The following is a 25,708-nucleotide window of genomic DNA, read 5'->3' on the forward strand; positions in this document are numbered from 1 at the left end:
AAAAGAACGAGCGAATTCGCTCGTTCTTTTTTTATACTTCTTCTATTGGTTCATTTTCAAAAACTAATTGATTGTCTAATAGACTAATCGTGACTTTTGTTTTTGGCATTACTCGTCCAGAAACAATTTCTTTTGCTAATGGTGTTTCGACTTCACGAGTAATGAAACGTTTTAACGGACGAGCTCCATAAGCTGGCTCATACCCATTTTCAGCAATCCATGTTTTAGCTTCATCAGTGATTTCCAACACAATTTCTTGTTGCTCTAAACGATGAGCAAGTTGTGCGGTCATTTTACCAATGATTCCTTTCACATTATCCAAGCTTAATGGTGTGAATAAAATGGTATCATCAATTCTGTTTAAGAACTCTGGTTTAAAGTGTCCTTTTAGAATATTCATGACTTGATTTTCAACTTCTTCTGGAATTGTTCCTTCAGGTGTCACACCTTCCAGTAAAAGCTGAGAACCGATGTTGCTTGTCATAATTAAAACTGTATTTTTAAAATCAACGACCCGACCTTTAGAATCTGTCAAACGACCATCATCTAAAACTTGTAATAAGATATTAAAGACATCTGGGTGCGCTTTTTCAATTTCGTCTAATAAGACAATTGTATAAGGGTTTCGACGAACAGCTTCTGTTAACTGGCCACCTTCTTCATAACCAACATAGCCTGGAGGGGCACCAACTAAACGAGACACGGCATGTTTTTCCATGTATTCACTCATGTCAATCCGTACCATATGATCTTCAGAATCAAACAAATCTTCAGCTAAAGCTTTAGCAAGTTCTGTTTTACCAACACCAGTTGGTCCTAAGAAAAGGAACGAACCAAGTGGGCGATTTGGATCTTGTAAGCCTGCTCTTGAACGAATCACCGCATCACTAACAGCATCCACGGCTTCATCTTGACCAATCACACGTTTGTGTAATGTTTCATTCAGTTTCATTAATTTTTCTCGTTCGCCTTCAACTAATTTTGTCACAGGAATGCCGGTTAAACGACCGACCACTTGCGCAATTTCGTTTTCAGTAACCGATTCTTGTACCATTTTGACGTTATCTTTAGCGTTCTTTTCTTCCAATTCTTTCAATTCATGTTCTAATTGTGGAATTGTTCCATGACGCAAAACAGCAGCACGTTCTAAATCATAATTATTTTCAGCATCTTCTAATTCGTGTTTTGCTTTATCAATCTCTGCACGTTTATTGGAAACCGCATTAACTTCTTCTTTTTCCGTTTCCCATTGCATTTTCATTGAGTTGGCTTCTTCACGCAAATCTGCTAATTCTTCTTGCAAGTTGGCTAACCGTTTTTTACTTGCATCATCTGATTCTTTTTTCAAGGCTGCTTCTTCAATTTCTAGTTGCATTAACCGACGTGTTACTTGATCGAGCTCTGTTGGCATCGAATTCATTTCCACTCGAATCGTTGCGCTTGCTTCATCGACTAAGTCAATCGCTTTATCTGGTAAGAAACGATCAGTAATATAGCGATCGGATAAAGTAGCGGCAGCAACTAAAGCATTGTCATGAATATTCACGCCGTGGTGAATTTCAAATCGTTCTTTTAAGCCACGCAAAATAGAAATGGTATCTTCTACTGTTGGTTCTTTGACTAATACTTTTTGGAAACGACGTTCTAAGGCTTTATCTTTTTCCATATATTGGCGATATTCATCAAGCGTTGTGGCACCGATTAAATGCAATTCACCACGTGCTAACATCGGTTTTAATAAATTCCCGGCGTCCATACTGCCTTCTGTTTTACCAGCTCCGACGATATTATGAATTTCATCAATGAATAAAATGATTTTGCCATCACTTTTTTTCACTTCTTTTAAAACAGCTTTTAACCGTTCTTCAAATTCGCCACGGAATTTTGCTCCCGCAATTAAGGCGCCCATATCTAAAGAAAAAATAGTTTTATCTTTTAAGTTTTCGGGAACATCTTTACGAACGATTCGTTGTGCTAATCCTTCAACAATCGCTGTTTTACCAACACCTGGTTCACCAATTAAGACTGGATTATTTTTAGTTTTTCTTGATAAAATCCGAATAACGTCACGAATTTCTTCGTCACGACCAATGATTGGATCTTGTTTTCCTGCTTTTACTTGTTGTACTAAGTCAACACCGTATTTTTCTAGTGCTTTATATTGTTCTTCCTGGTTTTGAGAAGTCACACGATCTCCTCCTCTCATCTCTTCAATATTTTTTCTTAACTCTTTTTCTGTAATGCCTTGTTGCATTAAATATTTTGTTAAACGATAATTTTTCAATTTCATTAAAGCTAAAAGTACAATTTCGGTTGATAAAAATTCATCTTGGAATTCTTCTCGAAGTGAATCAGCTTCTTGCAATAAATGGAACAAATTTTGACTTAAATTTTGACCATATTGCACATTACCGCCTGCCACACTTGGATATTCATCTAACGCGTTATCTACTTCTCGTTCAAATGCGTCAACATCTAAACCCGCATCTGTGTAAAAATTACGCCCAAAATGGTTTGGTTGAAGAAAAATTTTCCATAAATGTGCGATATCAATTTCTTGATGTTGCCGTGTCACCGCAACTTTTTGAGCTTCAGCAATCGCCTCTTGTAGCGTTGTTGTCATTTTTTCAATATTCATAAACGATCCCTCCCGTTTATTGTTTTGTCTTTTTTTATTTTAACATTCTTTACAATTATTATTATCCGACTTTTGATGGATTTCTTCAAAAGTTAAGGTATTTGTAAACCTTATAAATTTATTATACCCTATTGGTCAGTAAAGGTCAATAACAAAATTGACTTTTTTTGACCTTTCGGATAAAAAAAGCCCTAAAACAGCTAACTATTACTGTTTTAGGGCTTTTTTCGCAATCACAACTAGTTTGACCAACTCTTTATTGCTTTGATTTATTAAAAATAAAGTTTTAACGTAAGATACTTTTTATCGGCATGGCTAATCAAAATAGCCAAACTGGTTATTGCTAAAAATAATTCGTACTCATAACCACTAAAACCACTTGCCAAACCAAAAGAAAAAATAGCTCCTACTAAAACTGCTATGAATCCTACTGATACCAATGGAATTAAAAAGCCAATAATCATAAATAATCCGCCAATTAATTCAATTGCTGCTACACCATAAACAAAAAGACTTGGCAAACCAATACTAGCAAAAAACGCTAAAGTATCTTCCAATGACGTTACTTTCATCACTCCATGAATTAGCATCGTCACCCCTAGCCAAATTCTAATCACTTGAATGCCTCGTTGTTGTTTATCCATACTTCTCCTCCTTTGTTTGCATTTAATAGTTAATGTAACTATCGAAGTTACATTATAAAGGATAAATCGAAAAAAGTATATAAAACTTAGAAGCGTTTTTTCTTAATACAATTAACTTTCCTTCTAAGTAAATCATACTAAGATTAGACTACATCGTCCAATGACCAAGTTACTGTCGATTGATATACTTTTGATATTTCTCCTACATTTGCAGGCACAGTTAATTTTATCTCTTCAAAAGGAAAATATAGTTGCCAAGTTCCACTTCCTTGTGCTCCAGTTGCTGTGATTATTGATTGAGCTGTAGCACCCGATCGAAAAGCTTGAGACCCTAACGTCGGTCCATTGGTAAAACCAGTCGTTACTGATTCCTCAGCTGTATTAGCATATTGAACTTTTTGAAGTTGAGTGTCCGCAAAGTTCAAGGCAATTCCTTCTCCTTGTGGTAAAGATTTACCAGTTTTATCTTTAAATTCAGATAAACTAACGTTTAATTTCCAACCTGTACTAGTTGGTCGATTATCTTCTAGACGTAACATAAAACCAGCTTGTTGTAATTCGGGACTTCCGACATAGCTTGCTGAATTTAGTCCATAACTTTTTGCCATTGGCGAAATCGTTTGTTTGCCAAAATCAAACGTACTTGGCGTTCCCATCAATACAGGTCGTTGGCCACTCCATTTCGCATATAAAGTTACAGTCCCATTGTTAGTAGCAGTTAATGTCGAAATTATTTGTTTATCCGTATAGACAACTGCACTTGTCCGTGTCTTCGACCAACCAAGGAATGTATTACTCTCTTTTGTAAAGGTGTTGGCTGGTAATGGCTTGCCTGTTCCATAAATAAAACTAGCGTTAGGCATGGTACCAGTTCCCCCGTTCGCATCAAACTTTACGGTATAAGCGTTCCCCTTCCAAACAGCATAATAGGTCTTAGCTGAAGCATAATTAACGAGAGGGTTTGTTGTAATATCTGGTGTTGTGGCACTGGCTGTTGTCGCCCAACCTTGGAAAGTGTAACCGTTTCTGGTTGGCTTCACAACCGTGGTTAAATTAACTACTGTTCCAAAAGTATAGGCTTTAGCAGCCGTACCACCCGAGCCCCCATTGGCATTAAAAGTCACATTCACTGAGATTGGTTTCCAAATAGCTTGCAGAGTTATTTTTGTGGTAGTTGACGTAGACGTAAAGCTAATCGTTGCACCCGGTTGATATTTTTTGGTTGGTGTTGCAACATCTTGCCATTCCACAAAAGTATAACCACTAAGCGTTGGTTTGGCTGTTGGAATGACAATTTTGCCGGCATCATTTACATCTAACTGGATCGTTTGCGGAGAAGGTAAGTCTTTCACTCCACTTCCAGGAACTATAATACTCGGTAAATTTTGTTCATACGCTACTTGAGCAAACTCTGTACTAAAGGTAATTTTATCACTGACTGCCGCTAAAGTTGCTCCTGCTTTGGCTTCTTTAGCAGAATATTGAAATTGGTTAATGGCTTTTTGATTATCTGCATCTGGCACTAAAAAATTCATAATCGCATCTAAGGTCCCACCTGGTTTGATTGTCGTTGCGCCAAAATCGACATAGATTGCTGTGATTAATGCTGAATTAGCGGGTTTAGTTGTAGTGAAACCTAAACTGGTTAGTTTAGTGGCATTCCACGCTTGTAAATCGTTGTTAGTATAACTAGGCAATTGTGAGATAGGCTTAGTTGTATAGTAAATTTTGGCTGTCCCATTATTACTGGTCAAGTTTGTAAACCCGATGCTACCTGTTGAACCACGACCGTCACTAGAAGAAGGCAAAATATTATACAAGCGAACGCTAGTGAAGTTTGTATTTCCAGAATTTTTAATGACCGTTTGCATTTGCGGGGTGCCTTTGCGGTCTACCGCAAAGATATTCGTATTTGACCAAGCTTGCGTTGCGGAACCACGAGCATTAGTAGCGCTGTCTAACTTAGAAGAATCCACTACAGAAAAGCCGACATTAAAAGGAGATGAGTTGATCTCGTAGCTATTTTCTTTCGTGTTGTCTACACCGATTTTTTTAGCCTCTGCAGCGGATAATTGAGTAAGTACACCATGAAAGAAATCAGTTGGCTTAGGGCTACTATAGGCGATATAAGGAATTTGATAGCTTCCAGAAGCGGCTGAACTATCCACTACAAATTCTAAAGGAATCCGAAAAAAACTAGCCTCTCCCGTTACTTTAGATTTATAAGCCGTGCTGGACGTCTTAAAACGATAATAATTGTGAGTTGTATCATTTGTAGCTAAGGTTTCAACGGTCACCGAAGCTGGATAGGTAACTTGGTTACTCTCATCAATATAATCTTTTTTCGTGGTCGCTTTTAAGCGTAATTGTTTGGGAACTTTAATTGTAATAATGGGATTCTCCCAATCCCCAGAAGAAGTATCTGTATAGTAGCCACTGTTTCTCCCGCTTATTTCGTAGTTAATCGTGTCCCCAGGCAGTTTATTCTCACTATTAACACTGGTAAGGTAAGCAGAAGCACGTAAGGCTACCCCTTTATTATAATATACTACATTATTGCTTAATTTAAGCTCTGTAGGTGTCCCCGTTGCATCTTGGTACTGCATTGTGGCTCCAAAGGTGATTGGATTAGTCATCTTAGAAAGTACTGTCCCATCTGGCCACCGCCCATTAGGCCAACTTTTGATTCGATATCGGAGTGCCATCCCATTGCCTGGAGGTAACGAATTGGCGGTTGTGCCATCGGTTCCCATAGGAATAATATCAATGGTTGAAATATACTCATTGGTTGCTAAAGTCGGTAAAGCTGGACTAAAGTTGCCAGTCTTAGCCGGTGTACTGCTCCAAACAGAACGACTCGTTCCAGTTACAGCATTTTTAATATGATACAAAGGGCGATAATAGGCGGGGGCACTTACTCCATCAGTCAAACCTAAAATATATAAATTAGTAAAGTTTCCCTTAGCTGAGCCTGCAGTTAATTCTTGTAATTTATACGTCACTCCTTGAATTGATTTAGCGCCAGTGTTCTTAATAGTAGCAGGACGGTTAAATATACCAGAGCTAAAAGCATAAAAATTTCCAGCTGTCGCTAAATTATCTAAGTTATTAACTGTGTTAGTAGAACCTCTAACAGTCGAATGATAGCCTATTCCTGACAATTGAAAATCTGGTCGAGAACGTTTTGTATAACTTTTCGTAGTGGTAAGTGTATTTATTTTTCCATTCAGGAATTTTACTTTCATTCCAAAATTAACAGAAAAAGTACTCCCTTCTGCATACGTTTTATTCAAAGTAACCCTTGTGTCAAGATAGGATAAATCAACTCGAGCTGCTGGGTTTTCTAAAATATTTGGTGAGAGAGTTACTAATTTCTGATAGTACCGAGTAAAACCTGCTGGCACACTAGGATCTTGTGCATTTGTGACCCCTGTTTTTAATAACGCATTAGCTAAAGTTCCCGTTAATGTAGCTCCTGTGGGAATTTCAACATACACTTGATGCTCATAACTAGGGTCTAAATTCGCTCTAGCTAAATAATTAAACACATAAGAGTTTGTCACAATAATATCACCGTCAAAATAACTATCATCACTAGGAACTGCGTAACTAGAACCTATATATGAAGCGAGAGGACCCACATCAGCTTTTACGGTTTTATTTGCCGCTGAACTTGCTATTTGTGTCCCCGTATTATCAAATACCTTTGCTTGGAGATTATTCCACACGATTTGTTCAGGTGGGATTTTGGCATCATAGACATTATTAAATTTAAAACGTAAATTAATCGTCTCTAAAGTTGTCTTGGTTTCTTTCAAGCGAATAATTAATTTTTTATTGGTTGTATCATTTACATACGAAGCCACAATCGAGTTGGCACTAGGTGCACTAGGTGTCACCAACGAAAAAATCGGTGTCGTATTATCAAAGTCTTTAAAAACCGGGTCACTTTTACTTGGATAAAAGCCATAAGGAAGCTCAATCGAAAGACCGGTCAGACCCGCTTGGCTGATGGAAACTGGCAAAGAAACCGTTAAGTAATCTGGTGCTGTTCCTGTCGTAGAGTCGGTATATGTACGATAAGTAGCGGGTGCAGTCAAACCGACCGTAATCCCAGTCGCTTTTGAGGCAATAGTTTTAGATTTAAGAACCGGACTACTTTTTTTGTTTTCCTTCGTTTGCTTCTGCTCACTATGCTCCTGTGGCTTTTGAGGCTCTGGTATTGGTTCTTTAGCAACCATCACTTCTAAATTTTTAGCCAAAGTTTCTTGATTTTTGTCTTTGACTGACAAGGTAAAGGTTCCTGCTTTTGTTGTCGTTAACAGCAAGTAACTTTCCCCCAACTGGGCAAAGTCTCTTAAAATCAAGCTATGTTGTTCTTGATTATAAGAACCGTGCTCCTGCAATTGTTGGTTTTTTTGCGGATTGTATTGAATTTCCTGAGGCAATTGGATTTCCGCCCAAGTTGCATTGCTAATTATTTTTAGATAAAAATCCGATCCGGCAGTTACTTGCCGTTCTGGTTCTTGTTGTGACCAACTAAAAGAAACAGTTTCTACTTCTTTCGTTGCTTCAGTTGCTTGAGTTTTTTCAGTTGAAGAATCGGTTGTTTCAGTTGTCTCTATCGTTTGCTTGGACGGTTCTGATAGCTTAGGTAATGAATCTTCAATAATTTGTTGCATTTCACTCGTTACTGTTGTTGACTCAGTCCCCTCAGCTAAGCCATTAATTGGTAAAATCATCGTGCCTAATAATATGACACAGATTAGATGAGTCATTTTCTTGTTCATAACCAACACCTGCTTTTCCTTTTTATTTCTTTACTATTTAGTTCTACTCTTTTTAAGATAAAAATAAATGCTAATTACAACGAGGACTATTGCACTACTCCCCACTAACAAAAACGGTTGCCTTTTTGCTGAAGGTATACTCGTCGACCATTGTTTTATTTGCGTTTGTGTAATTGTAAAATCTTTTCGCCACTGCCATTCGCGATTACCAGCGCTTACTTGGCTGTGAATAGTATAAGTTCCCGCTGGCAGGACAACTTCATTCAATGGCAGATCCATAGCCAATAGCGAATTAGGTGCCACTGTCACATCTGCTTGTACTTTTTTTAGTAATTCTTTTGTCTGACCTTTTTTGGTTAACCAGTTGGTAATGGTCGCTCCTTTCATAACTTTTGGTTGCTGGTTTCGGTATGTTACTTGAACCACAAGTTGACCAGCACTGATCGTTGTACCAACTTTTTTTAATTGTAATTCTGCTCCTTCATCAAATGGTTGTTTATCTTCTGTCAGCATGACGGAAATAGTATAAGCATAAGTTGATGTAAACTGATTACTTGTTAATGATTCATCCTCTAATTGTTTAATAAACCGTAATGCGCCTAATTTAACTCCAGAGAATGGCTCTTTGGGTGTTTTGATTTCATAATTCACTATTTTTTCTTCAAAGTTTTTTACAGTGACCGTAGCTTCCTTATTTTGCAAATGAACAATTTGTGTGATGGAATTCGTCAAACTAGAATCTAGTTTGGGGCTTATCAATCTGTCCATCCGTTCCGTTCACTGCATCATGAATACTTAAAGCGACAGTTACGGGCTCTTTTTGCAAACTTCTGATTTTCACTTGAATAATCTGCTGACTACTTGGCTGAACGCCTAAATAAAAATAAGTTTGGTTCTTATCTAGCTGATTATCTGGTATCACACTTTCAACTGTGAAACCCGCCAGTGGCTGTGGCTCTGGTTGTTGGGCTAAAGCAACTTCGAAGCGTAAAAAGATTAGATAACAGCTAACTACAAAACAGAGATAACCGAATATTTTTATTCCATTCCCTGTCGTTTTATTTGGGACTTGTGACAATTTCATTACAAACAACTTTCCCCCATTCTTTTAATACTTATCGTTAATAGACTAATTATAGCTGAAGACACACAAAAAAAAATTTTGAATTTTTAAACCCATAATTAAAAAATGGCATCTTCTTATCCCATAAGGGTTTGATGACGCTTTCCACCTATGAAAATGCCTAAATTTCATCTTTTTTTGAAAATATCTCCTTTAGAATCTAAGGAACAACCAAACAAATAGCGAGCAAACGTCAAAAGGTATGAGTCACTCATTTACCTTTTGACGTTTGCTCGCTAAAATTTAATATCTTTTCTTCCAATTGTTACTAAACAATTTCCAATGTTTTTTCTGAAAAAGAAGAAAGCACTCAGGAAGAAACTGGTGTTTTTTCCTGAACGCTCTTTTTTATCCTAAACCAACACGTTCAAAAATCGTGTCAACATTTTTTAAATGATAATGGTAATCAAAAGCATCATCTAGCTCTTCTTTTGATAAGACAGAAGTAATTTTTTCATCCGCATCTAACAACGGACGGAACGCCGTTTGATGATCCCATGCGTAAGCTGTTTTTGGTTGGACCAAATCATACGCTTCTTCACGTGTCATGCCATGGTCAATCAATTTTAACAAGACACGTTGGCTGTAAATTAGTCCATAGGTCGCATCCATGTTACGTTTCATATTTTCTGGGAAGACCGTTAAGTTTTTGACAATATTACCAAAACGATTCAACATGTAATTTAGCAAAATCGTCGTATCGGGAATAATAATCCGTTCAGCAGACGAGTGAGAAATATCTCGTTCATGCCATAAACTCACATTTTCAAAGGCAGTAATGACATGACCACGAATCACACGTGCCAAACCAGTCATATTTTCAGAACCAATTGGATTCCGTTTATGCGGCATTGCCGAAGATCCTTTTTGTCCTTTTGCAAAAAATTCTTCTACTTCACGTGTTTCTGATTTTTGTAAACCACGAATTTCTGTCGCAAATTTTTCAATACTTGTCGCAATTAATGCCATGGTAGAAACATATTCTGCATGTAAATCACGTGGTAAAACTTGTGTCGAAATCTCTTGAGCACGGATTCCCAAATGTTCGCAAACATATTCTTCAACAAATGGTGAAATATTGGCAAAGGTACCCACGGCTCCACTGATTTTACCTGCTTCGACACCTTTGGCTGCATGTTCAAAACGTTCAATATTGCGTTTCATTTCAGAATACCACAACGCTAATTTCAAACCAAATGTAGTCGGTTCTGCATGAACGCCATGCGTTCTGCCCATCATGACCGTATGTTTATACTCTTTGGCTTTGGCTCCGACAATCTCCGTAAATGTTTGTAAATCTTTCCGTAAAATATCATTCGCCTGTTTCAATAGATAACCATAGGCAGTATCCACAACATCTGTGCTGGTTAAGCCATAGTGCACCCATTTTCGCTCTTCACCAAGCGTTTCTGAAACGGCACGAGTAAAAGCGACAACATCATGACGAGTTTCTGCTTCAATTTCTAAAATACGTGCAACATCAAATGATGCATTTTCTCGGATTTTTTGTACATCTTCTTTAGGAATTTCGCCAAGTTCTGCCCAAGCTTCATCCGCCAAAATTTCAACTTCTAGCCATGCCTTGTAGCGGTTCTCATCTGTCCAAATTGCGCCCATTTCGGGTCTTGTATAACGATCAATCATTGTGCCTTATCCCCTCTTTACTCCTCAATTTTTGAAAAATAATTACGACCAAATCTTTGTTTCTTTAATTTCTTCCAGTGTTTCATCGATTTCTTTGGTTAATATAGTAATATGCCCCATCGCTCGTTGCTCTTTTGCTTCACTGTGCCCATAATAGTGGAAATGCCAATCTGGATGTTCATTAATAATGTCCATCGTTTCATAGGCTTCATTCCCAAGCACATTGACCGTAACCGCTTCTGACAACAGTTGAATCGTTGGCATTGGCCAATTACATAAACCACGAATATGCGTATCATATTGGCTAAAAGAACAAGCATCTATAGAAAAATTCCCAGCATCTTCTGGACGAGGTAAAATTTTATTTACATAAATCCCGCCTGTTTCTGTATAAAACATTTCAATTGAAAGGGTGCCGACTAAACCAACAGCTTTAGCAATCACCTTAGCAATTCGTTGCAACTCGCCACTGACTTCGTCATCAATTCGGGCTGGCGCAATCGTTTCATGTAGCTTACGCTCTTTTTTAATTGTTTCCACAACTGGAAATGTCGCAAATTCGCCACGACCATTACCAGAAATCAGAACAAATAATTCTTTTTCGTAAGGAATCCAAGCTTCCAAGACACAGGTTCCTTCTCTCAGAAGATTCATGGATGGCGCTAAGTCTGAAGTACTATGTAGTACATAACGACCTTCCCCTCGCGTATTCTTCAAGATACACGGATAACCAATGCCATCAATTGCTTCTTGAATATCAGTCGGACTAACAATCGTTGCATAAGGTGCAATCACAATATTATTATCTTCCAAGAAACTTTTTTCCATTAAACGATCTTGCGTAATTGCTAAAATGTCTGTTCCTTGCGGTATATTCGCCAAATGTTGAATCGCTGTTAACGCATCAACATCTGCATGTTCAAATTCATACGTAATCACTTGGGCACGTTTTGCCAATTTCTCTAACGCTTCAGGATCATTATATGCTCCTAATAATTGCCAATCGGCAACTTGTGCAGCAGGACAATCAATTTGTGGATCTAGCACACCCACTCGAAACCCCATTTCTCTTGCACTAAGGGCCATCATTTTTGCTAAATGTCCGCCACCAATGATACCAATCACTTGACCAGGTAATAGTGGTTTATCCAAGTTCATCACAACTTTCCATCACAGTTTTATCCTTAAAATCCTTCTGCGGTTTCTCGTCGCAGTCTAGCCTTTAAGAGTGCTCTTTTTACATGATACAAGGAAAAAGGCTCAACTTCAAGTGCCAGCAGTGTTTCCCTTAGGTTTTCTCATCAGAATTTATTAACATATTTTAGGATAAAACAGCGGTAACTTACTATTCGTCTCTTTGTAACCAAGCATTTTTCTCTTATTCTCTTCAAATTGATGAAAACATTAAATTTTTCTAAACGATGATGAGGTCAAAAAAGTATGAAAGAAAAGCCACCTGACCTTATCTATCATACTTTTTTGAAACTATTCGTTACTTTCTGAGGTTTCTTTTAAACCATTGAATAAAAGATTTAAAATAATTGCGGTAATGCTGCTCATGACAATTCCATTACCAGTAAACATGCTAACAGTTTCTGGTACTTTATTAAAGAGCGTTGGCATAATATTAAAGCCTAAACCAAAGCCAATCGAAATGGCAATAATTAATAAATTTTTGTCATTTGAGTAGTCAACTTTTGACAATATGCGCATTCCTTGGACAGCCACCATTCCAAACATAACCAGCATTCCGCCGCCTAAAACTGGCTCTGGGATAATTTGGGCCATCGCACCAATTTTTGGTAATAAGCCTAAAATAATTAAGAAAAAAGCAGAAAAATAGATTGGCCGACGTGTTTTGATCCCAGATAATTGAACTAACCCGACATTTTGCGAGAAACCTGTATAAGGAAACGTATTAAAAATCCCTCCTAAAATGACGGCTAAGCCTTCTGCATGATACCCACGACGTAAATCATCTTCGCCAATTTTTTTCCCTGTAATGTCTCCTAAGGCAAAATAAACACCTGTTGATTCAACCATACTAACAATTGAAATAATAATCATCAACACAATAGAAGAAAGATCAAACGTTGGTTTGCCAAAATAAAATGGCTGTGGAAAGTGAAACCACGTAGCTTGACCAACAGGAGACAAATCAACTAATCCCAGAAATGCAGCTAAAATTGTGCCGCCGACTAGGCCGATTAACACGGCAATTGACTTGATAAAGCCACGTCCCCAAACTTGCACAACAATGATTAAGGCAATTGTTACAAATGCGAGAAGCAAGTTTTTAGGATCACCAAAACTTTTGTCCGTTGCTAAGCCGCCACCCATTTTTTCAACAGCAACAGGAATTAAGGTCAAACCAATAACTGTAATGACTGTGCCGGTGACTAAAGGCGGAAATAGACGTTTAATTTTTGAGAAAAATCCTGCAATAAGAACGACAAAAATGCCCGAAGCAATAATTGAACCGTAAATTGCCCCAACCCCTTTGTTCGTACCAATCATGATTAAAGGCGCAACTGCTTGAATGGCACAACCTAAAACGACTGGCAAGCCAATCCCAAAAAACTTATTCACCGTCAATTGTAAAAGTGTCGCAACGCCGCACATAAAAATATCGATTGAAATCAAATACGTCATTTGTTGCGAATCAAAATTCAAGCCGGTTCCGATTAATAAAGGTACGGCAACTGCTCCAGCATACATCGCTAATAAATGTTGCAATCCTAAAACGGCGGCTTTCCCATTTGGTGTTTCCGTCTGTTGTTGTGTATTCAATTGTTTTGTATCCAAGATTATGCATCCTCCTCTAAAAACGTCACCGTTCCTTCACTTAATGAAGCGATACGTGCTAAAGAGACTACATTTAAGCCCATGTCTTCTAATAACTGACGACCATCTTGGAATGATTTTTCAATTACGATACCAATTCCTTCAACCTTTGCACCAGCCTGTTGGCATAATTCTACCAATCCTTTAGCAGCTTGTCCGTTAGCTAAAAAGTCATCAATAATCAACACTTTATCAGCATCAGATAAAAATTTTCTTGAAATGGAAATTTGACTTGTCACTTGTTTTGTAAATGAATAAACTGAAGCTGTTAAAAGCTCTTCATCCATGGTTAAACTTTTTGCCTTACGCGCGAAGATCATTGGCACGCCTAATTTTTGCGCTGCGTATAAGGCAGGAGCGATTCCTGATGCTTCAATTGTAATTACTTTGGTAATGCCTGCTTCTGCGAAAACCTCAGCAAAACGATTACCCATAGCCTCCATCAATTCTGGATCCACTTGGTGCGTAATAAAACTATCTACTTTTAAAACACCTTCACCTAATACACGGCCATCATTTTTAATACGTTCGACTAATTCCTTCACAATATGAACTCCTTTACTTATTTTTCGATAGATGCTTTGTTCTCATCCTGAGGAAAGGACGGTTCGTTAAAAACGAACGAAATAAAACAAAGTGCTATTTATATTCGTGTTCTAATAAAAGAAAAAAGCCCATTTTGCCAAAGCAAAAAAGGGCTAGCCGCTCTTCTTCACTTATAGACCAGCATTTACGGTGCTGGGTAGAGACGGTCAACCGTATTTTGACCTTATACAAGCTTCTATGTTTCTCTAGGATAGTACAAAAATCTCTAACTTTCAATGGTTTAACAACTTTTTTTCATTAGAATTTTCAAATAATTGGTTCATTCTTCCATTGTTCCGTAAAAGCGAACATTAAATAGCCAAAAACGCTTTGGCAGGATCGGCTGCCAAAGCGTTTTTTATTCTTCATCGGTTGCTTTTTCTTGTTCACGATATTTTTTCATTTTTTTGCTGAATAATTCACCGTTACTAGGGGGCGTATATGTAATAGCATTCGCTCCGGCGATAATGGTTTCATGAATACTCGATTCAGTTGGTCCTCCTGTTGCAATAATCGGTAATTCTGGATACTTGCCACGGAAATAGCGTACAGTGGCTGCAGTGTCTTTTCCTGCACTGATATTAATCATATCCACGCCAGCCGCAAGTTTTTCCTCAATTGGCGTATGAATAGAAGTTACTGTGCTGATAATAGGAATATCGATTGCTTCATCCACCATTTTAATTGTTTCAATTGGTGTAGGACCATTCAAAACAACACCCATTGAGCCTTGTGCTTCTGCAAATAAACTCATATAAGCAGAACGCATGCCTTGCGTTAAACCGCCGCCGACTCCTGAAAAGACAGGAATATCCGCTGCTTCAATAATGCCTTTTGTAATCGCTGGATGCGGTGTAAAAGGATATACAGCAATCACTGCCTGTGCATCCGTATTGCGGATAATCGCAATATCTGTCGTAAAAATAATTGATTTTATTTTACGGCCAAAAATTTTAATGCCACTGGCTTGCCGAATAATCTCTGGCATTTTTACAATATCTTGTTTCAGCGGCGTCATAATTTCTGGAATCCACTTTTCGCTCATTGTCATCGTTCCTCCATGCTTAACGGTCGTATTTATTTAAATTGTATTCTTCAATTACATGAATGATCTTATCAGCGTATGTAGGATCCGTTGCGTATCCAGCATCTTGAAGCGCTTGTGCGGCCTCTTTATAATTTTTGGCTAACAAGACTTTTTCATATAAATTTGGATCCCAATCGACCCCATCAACAAATAACTTGGTATGATCTCGCATGGATTCTTCCCAATTGTCATAAACTCGAAAATCACCCTGAATCGTAATCCAGACCTCATTGACATACTCTTTTGTTTCTAAATTGACTTTTGGTTGATTGCCATATGCTTTAATCCCAAAAAGATTGTTATATTTCGATGCTAATTGACTTTGTCCAAAATTTGATTCTAAAACTGCTTGCCCCATAATAATACTTGGTAACACCCCGTAAGATTCTTGTAATTCACGTGCATACGGTGTGATTTCAGCAACAAATTCTTCTTTTGAGATGTTTTCATTTTGGCGATTGACTGACTCGCTTTGTCCCTTATCTGAATCAGAAAGGACAGATAACGAAAAGACAAAGGCCAAACCGACGACAACTACGCCTAAGAATAACTTTGGCAAATTCAGCTGCTTTTTTCTTTTTTTCTGATAGTTGCTCACTTCATTAATTCCCCACTTCATCTTTTATTTTCCGATAAAATGTTTCACTATCTTTCACTTTCGTGATTGATTTCATTTGTTACTATAACCGAACAATTGTATCATTTTCACAGAAAATTATCAACTTTCATCACTGCTTACGCTCGTGATTTCAGTACTTGATTCAGTGGTAGCAGTTGAAGAAACTGTACTACTTTCAGAAATTTTAGTGGATGATTTCACTGTTGTTTCAGTTGATGTGTGAACAGATTCTTCAACTGGCTTTTTGCCAAAAAAGACAAAAATTACCGCACCAAACATAATAATCACAGATAAAATCCCAGCAATTGTGTATTTCAAAAGACCATCCTTCCTATTCGTTATTCACCTACGTAAGTATCCATCAGATTTTCATTGACCCAATCTAATAATTCAACTTTTGAACCTTCCAATTGTCGTTGAATCGTAGCTGGTAACCGGAATGTAATAATGTCATCAAAACCCCATTCACCATAGGCCAGCGTCACTTTCAAATCGATATAACCAGCAGCAATTTCTTGTTCCTGTTTATTGTTAGGAATCAATTCTACAACGCCCAAATCAGATTGTAGCCATTTTTTGGCAATTGTTGTTTTTAACCGTTTATATTCCGAAACAGCTAGGTTACGTTTTTCCGGAAATAAGATGGTTTGGCGGAGTATTTTTTGAGTCAGCATCCACTCATAATCCGTAAACAAATTCTTAATTTTTTGCATAACTTCATTGTCCAAACCAAATTGGCCTTCTTTCCAAGCTTGCCAATCGGCTGCTTGAATTTGATAAGCGGAGTAAAAATTTTCTTCTGTTTGGTACTGTTCAATAATTGCGTCAACAATAATATCTACATAAACTTGATGCATAATCATTCGCCTCCATTTTCTATTTTACTGAAATTCTCTAAAAAAAGCATCTTTTTATCTCTGGATTTTATCATATTTACAAAATTGTCCTTGTTTTCTAATTTCTCTTGTTTACAGTATAATAAATAATGAAGAAGATTTGAAGAAATTGCATAGATTAGGAGGACTTCTTTTGACAAAAAAATTATATCAATGGGGCATCGTCGGATTAGGTGGGATTGCCCACGAATTTGCTTCAACGTTTAAACAAGAAACTAGCCAACTTGCAGCTGTTGCTTCGCGGACATTGACTAAAGCAGAACAATTTGCCGCTGATTATTCAATCCCTAAAGCCTATGGTTCTTATGAAGAATTGCTAGCAGATGAAACAATCGATGTTGTCTATATAGCAGTACCAAATAAACAACATGCTGAACACATTTTAAAAGCGCTCCAGGCCGGAAAACATGTGTTGTGTGAAAAAGCTATTACGATGAACGCGGCAGAATTAAAACAAGCCTTGGCAGTTGCAGAAAAAAATGACCTTATTTTAGCAGAAGCCATGACTATTTTTAACATGCCACTATACGACGAATTACGTCGCTTGATGGATGCTGGCAAATTTGGTCAGTTAAAAATGATTCAAGCACCATTTGGAAGTTACAAAGAACCCGATCCTAAAAATCGCTTTTTTAATCCTGACTTAGCAGGCGGCGCATTGTTAGATATTGGTACTTATGCGGTTTCGTTTGCTCGTTGGTTTCTCAGCTCACAGCCAGACGTTTTAGCTTCTAGCATGTTTCCCTTCTCTACTGGTGTTGATGAACAATCGGTGACATTGCTTCGGAATAAAGAAAATGAGTTGGCGACTATTTCATTAACATTCCAAGCAAAAATGCCAAAGCAAGGAATTGTTGCTTTTGAAGATGCCTATATTACCATTACAGATTATCCACGTGCAGATGAAGCGATTGTTCACTACAATGACGGTACGGTTGAGACCATCGTTTCTGGGTACTCAGCTGAAGCCATGAATTATGAAATCTACAATATGGTTGAAGCAATCAAAGGTACTCAACCCAACCGCTCCTTATTTTTCACGACAGAAGTCATTGATATTTTGGACCAGATGCAAAAATTATGGCAGAATTAAAAAAAGAACTTCGGCTTTTGCTGAAGTTCTTTTTTTTATTGTTCTCTATGGATAAATACGGTTTAACATACGTGGGAACGGAATCGCTTCACGAATGTGTTCATTACCAGTAATGAACGTAACAGCACGTTCTAAACCTAATCCGAAGCCAGAATGTGGCACAGAACCGTATTTACGTAAATCTAAATACCAGCTGTATTCTTCTTCAGATAAGCCAAACTCAGCTACTTTTTCTTTCAAATAATCATAATCAGTTGCACGCTCTGAACCACCGATAATTTCACCATAACCTTCTGGCGCAATTAAATCGGCACAAATTACAACATCTTCACGTGTTGGATGTGGTTTCATATAGAAGGCTTTAATTGCTTTTGGATAATTTAAAATGAATGTTGGAACGCCATAGTAATTTGAAATAAAAGTTTCATGTGGGCTACCAAAGTCTTCGCCCCATTCAATGTGATCATAATCATTGTTTGCTTCTTCTTTTTGTAATAACTCAATCGCATCATCGTAAGTAATACGTTTGAATGGTTCCGAAACATATTTTTCCAGTAAAGCTGTATCACGTTCTAAAACATCCAATGGATATTGTTGATTTTTCAATACTGATTTAATTAAATGTTTTACGTAGGCTTCTTGAATATCTAGTGATTCTTCATGAGTTGTGTATGCCATTTCTGGTTCAATCATCCAGAATTCCGTTAAGTGACGACGAGTTTTGGATTTTTCCGCGCGGAAGGTTGGTCCAAAAGTAAAGACTTTTCCAAATGCCATCGCACCAGCTTCTGCATATAATTGACCTGTTTGTGATAAGAATGCTGGTTGTCCGAAGTAATCTGTTTCAAATAATTCTGTTGTGCCTTCTGGTGCTGAGCCAGTTAAAATTGGGCTATCAATTTTAATGAATCCTTGTTCGTTAAAGAACTCGTAAGTAGCACGAATAATTTCGTTACGAACTAACATGATCGCATGTTGTTTGCTTGAACGTAACCATAAATGACGATGATCCATTAAGAAATCTGTGCCGTGTTCTTTCGGCGTAATTGGGTAATCTTCTGAAGCGCCAACGACTTCTAAATCAGTGATATCCATTTCATAGCCGAATTTAGAACGGCTATCTTCTTTGATAACACCAGTAACCATGACTGCTGTTTCTTGTGATAAGTGTTTAATTTCTTGGAATTTTTCTGTACCAGCTTCTTCACCAAAGGCTTCAATGAAGTTTGGTTTGAACACGACACCTTGAAAAAAGGCTGTCCCGTCACGTAATTGTAAAAAGGCAATTTTTCCGCTTGAGCGTTTGTTAGCAATCCAAGCGCCAATTTTTACTGTTTCTCCAACATGTTTGTTTGAATCAATAATTTGAATTTGTTCCACGTTTGTCTCTCCGTTCATTTCTTAGTTTATTCTTTTACGCGTTGTGCTGAATTCGTTTCTTTTCTATAAAGTCATTCATTCGCTCAATCGCTTTTTCTAACGTCATTAAATCTGTCGCATAGCTCATCCGCACATGTTCTGGTGCACCAAAGCCCTCTCCCGTTACCAGAGCAACATGCGCTTCTTGTAATAAATCTTCCACCCAGTTAGTCACGTTATCATACCCACAAATTTCTAACGTTTTTTTGACATTCGGGAATAGATAAAAGGCGCCTTCAGGTTTTATTAGCGAAACGCCTGGCAAAGCTGCTACTTTTGGATAGATATGATTTAGGCGTTTTTCAAAGGCCTGACGCATGTCTTCAACTGTCGACTGTTCACCTGTTAAAGCCTCAATTGCCGCATATTGGCTAACTGCGACTGGATTACTGGTGGATTGTGAAGCGAGTTGTGTCATTGCTTGAATAATTTTTTCATCCCCGACTGCAAAACCAATGCGCCAGCCTGTCATTGCATATGTTTTGGAAACGCCATTAATAATGATTGTCTGTTGGCGAATTGCTTCTGAGATGGTTGCAATTGGTGTGAACCGATGTCCATTGTACACCAAACGACCATAAATATCATCTGCAATAATGAGGATATCATGAGCTACTGCCCATTCACCAATTTGGCGTAATTCTTCTTCCGTATAAATAACACCAGTTGGGTTAGATGGTGAATTTAAAATGATTGCTTTTGTTTTGTCCGTTCGTACAGTTTCTAATTGTGCGACTGACACTTTAAATGATTGCTCTTGCGTGCTTGATACAAACACTGGCTTGCCTTCTGCTAACTTGACTTGTTCACCATAACTTACCCAATAAGGGACAGGGATAATCACTTCGTCCCCAACGTTCAAAATGGCTTGAAATAATAGATACAGCGCATATTTGGCACCATCTGTCACAATAACTTGCTTGGGTTGATAACGAAGTTGATATTCTCGTTCCACATAAGAGACAATTGCTTGCTTTAATTCAGGAATGCCGCCAGAAGGTGTGTAATAACTTGCTCTTCCATCCTCAATTGAAGCAATTGCTGCTTTTTGAATATTTTTTGGGGTTACAAAATCTGGTTCCCCAACCGTTAAGCTTAAAACATCTACACCTTTTGCTTTTAATGCTTTCGCTTTGGCGGCAGCTGCTAATGTAACAGAAGGAGTCAATTGCTGTGCTCGATTTGATACGTTCATACACCTTTCACTCCCACTTTCATCAAAACCTATCTAAATTAAATATCTTTGACAACGTTGATCTCTTCGCCTTTATCAAAGCTCATAAGATAATATGTTAGTACTCCTTGATCATTTTCGGTGACCACTTCCCATGCAGGGCGCTTATCATAAAGCCCTAACGTAGCTTTCATCACCGATTCATCGGGATGGGCTTTAGCAACAATGTCTGTTATTTGTTGTTCAGTTTGACCATCTTTTTGATTTAAGACCGTGACTTTTTCTCCCGATTTAGGGACAATCACGACAATCTCTGTGCCTTTATCATTTTTGCCGGTTAAAGTAAAATACGTATTTTTGCGTGTAAACCAGTAAAATTTATCAACTGTTTCTAAATTAGCAGAAGTTTTGGCAATTGCGGTTGCTTCTTTTTTGGCTTGAGCCATTGGTTGATTGGTTCGTACAAAAAAGATAATTATTGTTACAAGAATTGCTAAAAGGATTGCCAATAGGGTTAAAAGGACAGTAATCCGTTTCTTCTCTTTCTTTTCTTCTAATTCCTCCAAAAATCCTTCCATCCTCTCTAAACTTACTGGGTCTTATTATAGCAGAAAAATAGCGGCCTTTCACAAATATGACCTAAAAATAATCGATTATTTGTTTAAAAATTCCTTTAATTCTTCTAAAATTTCAGGCATGGGCGCTTCTTTTACTGAGAGTCCCTTGGGAAACGCTTTGATTAATCGTTTGCCATATTTTGCAGTGACTAAACGACGATCCAGAATCAGCAATGCCCCTCTATCTTCTTCAGAACGGATTAAACGGCCCAGTGCTTGTCGCAAACGTAAGGCTGCTTTCGGTACCGCTTCTTGAGCAAATGGTTGTATCCCTTCTGCTTCTAAATACGCATATTTTGCTTGCACAAGTGGTCGTTTCGGGTTTTCAAAAGGTAAACGCGTGACTATCAATAACTGTAAAGCTGTTCCTGGTAAGTCCACACCTTCCCAAAAGCTATCGGCTCCTAGCAAGACATTCGGTTTTCCATTAGAGAACCGTTTAAGAATTTTTTCACGACTGCCGCTAATCCCTTGGGCGAGGACCTCTTGTCCTTTTTCCAATAATCTCGGCTGGACTTGATGATACACGGTGGACAATAATTCATGCGAAGTAAAAAGAACCAACAGCGAACGTTCCTCTTGCGCCATCAATTTTTCAATGGTATCTGAAATGTATTGACCCATTTCATAGGAAGAGGCATTTTGAATGGCTACTGCTTCTTCCGGTACATAGACTCGCGCATTTTCTGCATAGTTATATGGCGTTGGCAGGGTTTTGAACGTCACCTCTGTTAAACCTAACCGTTGCGGTAAATACTTTTTATTGTTGCCAAACTTCAATGTGCCGCTTGTATAAATAATTCGTTCATACCGCGGATACCACTTTGTTTCAGGAAGCAAACTAGCTTCTAAGTCATGAATTTCAATCAAGCCATGGTCTTCATTTTGTGGTAAATATTCTTTTACCCAACGTGGACGCCAATCATCAAGATAAATGGTAAAACAGTGATGAATACGTTCAATTTCATCAAAAAATTGAAACAAGCGAACAAAAACGATGCGATCAGCCAAACTAAAGGTTTCCAACTGACTCATAATTGTTTGCTGTAACTTACTTTGAATAGTTAACAACTCCTGCAGTAAAAGCTGGAGCGTTTGACTATGTTTTTCTCCCGCAGCAGATAAATAATCAATACGTTCTTTGGTTAAAAGCAACTCCTGATGGTCTATCCGCTTCTGCGTTTTACTAAATAAACGATGCAATTCAAAAAGAAAATCTTGCCATTCATCCACAAAATCCAGTAAACCTTGCTGATAAATTTTTACAAACCGCTGCTCTTCAGAAAACTGTTGAAAAATTTGCTGTAAAGCAACAAAAAGTTGTTCTTTTTCAATAAAATGTGTGACTTGTTTTTTTAGTATCACACTGTTCACTCGTTCGCTCGCCATCCGACTAGCGATGTCTGGTAAATGATGTGCTTCATCAATAATTAGCCACGGACTTTCAGGTAATAACGGTTGTTTCCTTAGCGACTCTTGCGCCAAAAATGCATGATTAACAATCAACACGTTACTTTGAGCGACTTTTTTATACAGATGTCTTAAAAAGTCAACTTCATAAAGTTCATCTTTTTTTGAAAGAAAATCCAATCCGCGATGTGTAACTTCTTTCCAGAATAAATGATTTAAATTCGTCAATTGTAGTTCATCTAAATCGCCCGTTTCTGTTTCTAGCAACCAGACGAGAACGCCCATTTGATAAAGAGCGTATTGTTTTTGCGGAGTTGGCTGATTCAACGTTGCCTTAAAGCGTTGTAAATCAAGATAGTGTCGATGGCTTTTAATAACAATACCTCGTAATTTCCCTTGGCAGATTTGATTGGCTAATGGTAAATCTTTTTCCACTAATTGATTTTGTAAAACAATCGAAACTGTTGAAATGATGACTGGTTTTTCTGGCGTTGCTAAATAGCTCATCGGCAACAGATAGCCTAATGTTTTTCCCGTTCCAGTCGCTGCTTCAATAAATAAATCTTTTGTCGTTCCTTCTGTAAAATGATCATAGACTAAATTCATCATCCGACTCTGTTCCGCACGATAAGCGAAACGTTCGCCAAACAGTTTTTCTTTGGCTTTTTTAGTTTTGGGATACGTGCTAGTCTGATAGAACGTTTCTTCAAAAAGAGGAACTTCTTTTTTGCGTAAAGCAATGCCACTGACCACTTGATAAGCTGGATTTAATGGTGTGACTTGTTTTTTCATTTGTTCATACGTTTGTTGAATAAAGGCACTGGTTTCCCGCGCTGTCTGTTGACTTAATTCCGCAATTTTTTCCATAGTGACTAATGGTAAAGATTTCATTTTTTCTTGAATTAATAACAAAAGTTCGGCTGTAACCTGCGCATCACTATCTGCTTGATGGGGATTCTCATGAGACAAACCTAAACTTTCCGACAAATCACTTAAACGGAAACTTTTTTCTGTCGGTAAAAAAATCTGTGCCAATTCCACTGTATCAATGGCTGGAATGGTAAGTGGCGGCGTGCCACACCGTACCAGTTCACGAGCTAAAAAATTATAATCAAAGTGGACGTTATGCGCCACAAAAATAGTATCTTCCAGATAATGATAAATTGTATGTGCTACATCTTCAAAATAAGGCGCTTTTTGAACTTGCGTATTACTAATCCCAGTTAAACTTTGAATTTGTTTTGGTACTACTTGATTGGGATTCACATCTGTCGCAAAGTTCGCAATAATCTTTCCATCTTGAACGAGAACGCATCCAAACTGAATGATCCGATCACTTGTAGGATCTGTTCCAGTCGTCTCAAGGTCAACTACTGCATACACTTGTTTGTCTTTCAATGACTTCACGCCTTTCATTCATCTTTGAAAATTATACTACAATTTATAGGATTTTCACTAGTATTTCAAAAATTCTCTTGAAATCTTTTCCAGAGATAATAAGAAAGAGCCTGAAACAAAAATCCAAAGTGATTTTTGTTTCAGGCTTAAAAGCTGATAAACTGAACGGTTTTGTCTTACCTTCTCCTAAATAAACGATTAATAACAGTCAAGGATTTTCTGCATATACTGGTTTAATTGCCCATAGCCTTCCAATTCTCTGATTACTGGGAGCGGACAACGAACCTTTTTATTAAATAGGGTCCGCTTTTCAACATATTCTGTAACTTCGTCTAAAAATTTATCTAATCCTTTTTCTAATTTTATACAACTTAACTGATTGCAAATTCGCACGTCTCCTGCCTTTTTCTTTTGAACTTGTTTAAATGATTGTGAGAATGCTTTTGCTTCAAGCATTTGTGCTTCTAACTGTCTTTTTTCAATCGTTATTTTCGGAACTGCTTGATTTCCATCAGTATCCTCTAACTGGCGACTCATAAAGCGACGATAAATTTCCTCTTCTAATTCGTCCAATTGTCGTTGAAAGTCTGCAGGAATTGTCCGACTTGATGAATTTTCTTCCTCACTTTCCATAGAGACAGCTTCTTTTTCAGCAGAATCATTCACTGAATTTAGCGAGCTTTTTTCTGTTTCTTGTAGAAAAGTAAATAAAGGTTTTGCCGCGGTGCTCTGCTGGTTTTCTTGAGGTTCTTCTGGCAGCGCTTCTTCAAATGGCACTGGTTCAGATAACACTGGTTCTTTCGCTGATTCTTCAAGCGCTGGTTTGTTAACAGGAAGCACTGCTTCACTTGGTGCTACAGTAGTTTCAACTTCTTGCTTTTCCAGATTATCAGGCGAGAGATTGACGTCTGGTTGTTCCGGATTAGTATCCTCTGATATTTTCAGAGATGCCTGTTCTGCGGCTATCACAGGAGAAGCTCTTTTCAAATGGATCGTTTTTATTTGTCTAGAAATGACGGGATTTCTCGTTTGATTAACGGCTTCATTCAAGGAGGCTAAATTTTCTTTTAAAAGTGTCAACATTTCACGTAAGACAGCAATTTCACCAGCTAATTCCGTTAATTGATTTTCTTGCGGCACTACTTGCACATTGGTTTCATTCATACGGACTGTTTTTTTATTTTTAGTTGTCGGTATTTCATACATCCATTGTTTCAGTGCGAATCGTAAGTCACGAGTGGTCGGCTCAAAGCTTCCAAAATAAACAGTGTAGTACATTAACTCCGTTTCAACATAGACATAAATCTTTTTAACAATTAACTCTTCAAACTGTTCTGATTCATCCCAACTTTCACATAAAGCCTCAAAAAATTGTTCCCCTTCTGCTAAATTTTGGTACTCTTTCGCTAAATAAAGCTTGCGAATTAAGTAAAAATTATACGGTGTTTCAACATTATCCGCATAAATTTCTCGTCCTAAAAAATCTGGATTCGTTTCTTTACAAAGAAAGACCGTTTTCTCTTCTGGTTGTGTTTCAAGTGTTTTAGTCATGAGGTTCACTTCCTTTTTCTCCGTTAATAACCATTTTTTAATGATAGATACCTTTAGTATACAGGAGAAATTCTTCTGATTTTCTCATATTTTTAAGAGACAATAGAAATTTTAGAGAAAAATCGACAGAAAAAAAACGTGAGACAAACAGTCCTATTGACCATTTATCTCACGAA

The 25,708-nt window shown here is 37.7% G+C and carries 17 protein-coding genes, 1 pseudogene and 1 riboswitch; of the genes and pseudogenes, 1 reads left to right on the forward strand and 17 read right to left on the reverse strand.

Annotated features, from left to right (window positions below):
- Positions 1-31 precede the first annotated feature (31 nt).
- The 12 genes and pseudogenes from clpB to IGJ63_RS08820 form a co-directional block, all read right to left on the reverse strand.
- Positions 32-2,638 carry an ATP-dependent chaperone ClpB gene (gene clpB / locus IGJ63_RS08765; RefSeq protein WP_002356811.1) on the reverse strand — a complete coding sequence of 869 codons (2,607 nt, stop codon included), beginning with the start codon at positions 2,636-2,638 and terminating at the stop codon, positions 32-34.
- Between the two features lie 272 nt (positions 2,639-2,910).
- Complete coding sequence (locus IGJ63_RS08770) at positions 2,911-3,282, reverse strand: DoxX family protein (RefSeq protein ID WP_002368998.1); 372 nt, start codon at positions 3,280-3,282, stop codon at positions 2,911-2,913.
- Between the two features lie 143 nt (positions 3,283-3,425).
- A complete protein-coding gene (locus IGJ63_RS08775) occupies positions 3,426-8,072 on the reverse strand; it encodes a WxL domain-containing protein (RefSeq protein ID WP_438746297.1) in 4,647 nt (1,548 codons plus the stop codon).
- 33 nt (positions 8,073-8,105) lie between these two features.
- Positions 8,106-9,156 (reverse strand): annotated as a pseudogene (locus tag IGJ63_RS08780) (DUF916 and DUF3324 domain-containing protein).
- Positions 9,157-9,543: 387 nt separating this feature from the next.
- A complete protein-coding gene (gene purB / locus IGJ63_RS08785; RefSeq protein ID WP_002400818.1) occupies positions 9,544-10,839 on the reverse strand; it encodes an adenylosuccinate lyase in 1,296 nt (431 codons plus the stop codon).
- A gap of 42 nt (positions 10,840-10,881) precedes the next feature.
- Positions 10,882-11,997 carry a 5-(carboxyamino)imidazole ribonucleotide synthase gene (purK, locus tag IGJ63_RS08790; RefSeq protein ID WP_101731714.1) on the reverse strand — a complete coding sequence of 372 codons (1,116 nt, stop codon included), beginning with the start codon at positions 11,995-11,997 and terminating at the stop codon, positions 10,882-10,884.
- 327 nt (positions 11,998-12,324) lie between these two features.
- On the reverse strand, positions 12,325-13,644 hold the full coding sequence (locus IGJ63_RS08795; protein ID WP_180758864.1) for a nucleobase:cation symporter-2 family protein: 1,320 nt from the start codon (positions 13,642-13,644) through the stop codon (positions 12,325-12,327).
- 2 nt (positions 13,645-13,646) lie between these two features.
- Positions 13,647-14,228, reverse strand: a complete 582-nt coding sequence (locus IGJ63_RS08800) for a xanthine phosphoribosyltransferase (RefSeq protein WP_002356804.1) — start codon at positions 14,226-14,228, stop codon at positions 13,647-13,649.
- 154 nt (positions 14,229-14,382) lie between these two features.
- Positions 14,383-14,480: riboswitch (purine riboswitch) on the reverse strand.
- 146 nt (positions 14,481-14,626) lie between these two features.
- Positions 14,627-15,313, reverse strand: coding sequence for a hypothetical protein (locus tag IGJ63_RS08805; protein WP_010816649.1), 687 nt, complete (start codon positions 15,311-15,313; stop codon positions 14,627-14,629).
- A 19-nt stretch (positions 15,314-15,332) separates the two neighbouring features.
- Complete coding sequence (locus IGJ63_RS08810) at positions 15,333-15,974, reverse strand: glycoside hydrolase family 73 protein (RefSeq protein ID WP_002366997.1); 642 nt, start codon at positions 15,972-15,974, stop codon at positions 15,333-15,335.
- 99 nt (positions 15,975-16,073) lie between these two features.
- Positions 16,074-16,253: a hypothetical protein gene (locus IGJ63_RS08815; RefSeq protein WP_002384259.1), complete on the reverse strand. Its 180-nt coding sequence runs from the start codon at positions 16,251-16,253 to the stop codon at positions 16,074-16,076.
- Between the two features lie 59 nt (positions 16,254-16,312).
- On the reverse strand, positions 16,313-16,837 hold the full coding sequence (locus tag IGJ63_RS08820) for a hypothetical protein (protein ID WP_002382789.1): 525 nt from the start codon (positions 16,835-16,837) through the stop codon (positions 16,313-16,315).
- A 166-nt stretch (positions 16,838-17,003) separates the two neighbouring features.
- On the opposite strand from IGJ63_RS08820, the gene IGJ63_RS08825 reads away from it, so the two are divergent.
- Positions 17,004-17,963 carry a Gfo/Idh/MocA family protein gene (locus tag IGJ63_RS08825; RefSeq protein WP_101731713.1) on the forward strand — a complete coding sequence of 320 codons (960 nt, stop codon included), beginning with the start codon at positions 17,004-17,006 and terminating at the stop codon, positions 17,961-17,963.
- Positions 17,964-18,008: 45 nt separating this feature from the next.
- Here the strand turns inward: IGJ63_RS08825 and asnS are convergent, their stop codons facing one another.
- From asnS to IGJ63_RS08850, 5 genes are all read right to left on the reverse strand, one after another.
- Positions 18,009-19,361, reverse strand: coding sequence for an asparagine--tRNA ligase (asnS, locus tag IGJ63_RS08830; protein ID WP_002376912.1), 1,353 nt, complete (start codon positions 19,359-19,361; stop codon positions 18,009-18,011).
- Positions 19,362-19,377: 16 nt separating this feature from the next.
- Positions 19,378-20,577 (reverse strand): pyridoxal phosphate-dependent aminotransferase, encoded by a 1,200-nt coding sequence (locus IGJ63_RS08835; RefSeq protein ID WP_010715361.1) that lies wholly within the window; start codon positions 20,575-20,577, stop codon positions 19,378-19,380.
- Positions 20,578-20,615: 38 nt separating this feature from the next.
- The gene (locus IGJ63_RS08840) at positions 20,616-21,134 is read right to left on the reverse strand and encodes a cell wall elongation regulator TseB-like domain-containing protein (protein ID WP_002382785.1); all 519 of its coding nucleotides are present in this window, start codon (positions 21,132-21,134) and stop codon (positions 20,616-20,618) included.
- Positions 21,135-21,209: 75 nt separating this feature from the next.
- Positions 21,210-23,999 carry an ATP-dependent DNA helicase DinG gene (locus tag IGJ63_RS08845; RefSeq protein ID WP_033600656.1) on the reverse strand — a complete coding sequence of 930 codons (2,790 nt, stop codon included), beginning with the start codon at positions 23,997-23,999 and terminating at the stop codon, positions 21,210-21,212.
- Between the two features lie 180 nt (positions 24,000-24,179).
- Positions 24,180-25,532 carry a hypothetical protein gene (locus tag IGJ63_RS08850; RefSeq protein WP_438746301.1) on the reverse strand — a complete coding sequence of 451 codons (1,353 nt, stop codon included), beginning with the start codon at positions 25,530-25,532 and terminating at the stop codon, positions 24,180-24,182.
- Positions 25,533-25,708: the final 176 nt, after the last annotated feature.

The sequence above is a fragment of the Enterococcus sp. DIV1375a genome, assembly GCF_051712205.1.
Lineage (GTDB): Bacteria > Bacillota > Bacilli > Lactobacillales > Enterococcaceae > Enterococcus > Enterococcus faecalis.